General features: G+C 67.0%; 2 protein-coding genes. Both read right to left on the reverse strand.

The window, feature by feature from the left end; all coding sequences use genetic code 11:
- Positions 1-159: 159 nt before the first annotated feature.
- Positions 160-438, reverse strand: a complete 279-nt coding sequence (locus AA75_RS44170) for a transposase (protein WP_033826222.1) — start codon at positions 436-438, stop codon at positions 160-162.
- Positions 439-582: 144 nt separating this feature from the next.
- Positions 583-1,878: an IS256 family transposase gene (locus AA75_RS44175; RefSeq protein WP_033826223.1), complete on the reverse strand. Its 1,296-nt coding sequence runs from the start codon at positions 1,876-1,878 to the stop codon at positions 583-585.
- Between the last annotated feature and the right edge of the window lie 123 nt (positions 1,879-2,001).

Below are 2,001 nucleotides of genomic sequence, written 5' to 3' on the forward strand. Positions count from 1 at the left end.
CACCTACAGGCGCGTCCGAGCTTTGTGTTAGCTCCTCTAAAGCGCCGTCGCCCTCCACCTGATCCGGCTCCACGCCTGGTGGAACGGTCACTCCCCTGGACCGAACCGGAACCAGTCACCTCGCCCGCCTCGAACTCACCCTCGCAGCATGACCCCGAATTAACCATCAGGGTCAACGCGCTCCATCCCCAGCCCGACGATGCGCTTGACCTGCTCCTTCTCCTTCGCGCGCAGCCGGGCCAGCTCCTCACGCTCGGACTCCTCCAACGGGCCCGTCCCGCTCTCCGAGGCCTTGCGGGCGGCGTGCACCCAGTTCTGCAGCGTGGCCTCGTGCACTCCCAGGTCCCGGGCCACCTGCGCGGCCGGCTTCCCGGTCTCCAGCACGATCCGCACCGCTCCCTCGCGGAACTCGGCGTCGTACGTACGTCGCTTCCCCACCCTCAACTCCTTATCGGGTCACGACTCCACGCTACGAGGGGAAGCACAACACCAAGGCGAGACGCATCAAGCTGACACCGGGACAGCTCGCGCAGCTCGCCGAGCGGGTCTGTCCATTGAACGGTGTAACTCGGTGAGGTTGGGTTAGCGACGGCCTGCGGAGAGTCGGCCGTCGAAGGCGATTTCGAAGGCGTTCAGTGCGGCCTTCCATCGGGTTGTCCAGCGGTTGCGGCCGGCTCCGGTGGGGTCCAGCGACATGATCGCCATGTAGACGCACTTCAGCGCGGCCTGCTCGCTGGGGAAGTGGCCGCGGGCGCGGACAGCCTTGCGGATGCGCGCGTTGACGGACTCGATGGCGTTGGTGGTGCAGATGACCCTCCGGACCTCCGCGTCGAAGCTCAGGAAGGGTACGAACTCGGCCCAGGCGTTCTCCCAGAGCCGCACGATTGCCGGGTACTTCTTCCCCCAGGCCTCGCCGAACTCCATGAACCGCTCCAGGGCGGCTTCCTCGGTCGGGGCGCCGTAGACGGGCTTGAGGGCCTTGGAGATCTTGTCCCAGTCCTGGCGGGCCGCGTAGCGGAACGAGGCCCGGATCAGGTGGACCACGCAGGTCTGTGTGACGGCCTGCGGCCAGACGGCCTCGATGGCATCGGGCAGGCCCTTGAGCCCGTCGCAGACGACCATGCAGACGTCGGCGACGCCGCGGTTCTTGATCTCGGTGAGGACCTGCAGCCAGTACTTGGCGCCCTCACCGCCGTCGCCGGCCCACAATCCGAGGATTTCCCGGGTGCCCTCGACGGTGACCGCCAGCGCCACGTAGATGGGACGGTTCGCGACCTTGCCATCCCGGATCTTCACGTGGACGCAGTCGATGAAGATCACCGGGTAGACCGGGTCGAGGGGGCGGTTCTGCCACTCGACCATGCCCTCGATCACCTTGTCGGTGACGGTGGAGATCGTCTGCTTCGACACATCCGCGTCGTAGACCTCGGCCAGGTGAGCCGAGATCTCGCCGTGGGTGAGGCCGCGGGCCGAGAGTGAGAGCACCATCTCGTCCACCCCGGTCAGGCGCCGCTGCCGCTTGCGGACGATCTGCGGCTCGAAGCTGCCTTCCCGGTCGCGGGGCACCTCTATCTCCACCGGGCCGACCTCGGTCAGCACGGTCTTCGAGCGGGCGCCGTTGCGGGAGTTTCCGCTGCCTGCCCCGGCAGGATCGTGCTTCTCATAGCCGAGGTGGTCCGTGAGCTCGCCCTCCAGGGCGGACTCCAGGATCCTCTTCGTCAGCTGCTGGAGCAGTCCTCCGGCGCCGGTCAGTTGCAGGCCACTCGCGCGGGCCTGGTCGACCAGCTGCCCGACCAACTGGTCGTCAAGCGCGTCCGGCCGAAGCTCCACCGGCTGCACAGCCTTCACGGCCTCGGCAGAAACAGTCACGTCTGTCATCAGGTGCTACTTCCATGATCGGGAGTTACACCGTTCTTTTTACAGACCCCGCCGAGCACGGCGTGGACCTGCCTCCTTCGGGACGGTGGTCCGTCCCGAAGGAGGCGAGGCAGGTGGGTGGTC

The sequence above is a fragment of the Kitasatospora sp. MBT63 genome, assembly GCF_000710465.2.
In the GTDB taxonomy this organism is placed as follows: Bacteria; Actinomycetota; Actinomycetes; order Streptomycetales; family Streptomycetaceae; genus Kitasatospora.

Bases quoted from the DNA above. Each gene is read 5' to 3' on its own strand.
- AA75_RS44175 (WP_033826223.1), bottom strand. From the start codon at position 1,878: ATGACAGACGTGACTGTTTCTGCCGAGGCCGTGAAGGCTGTGCAGCCG.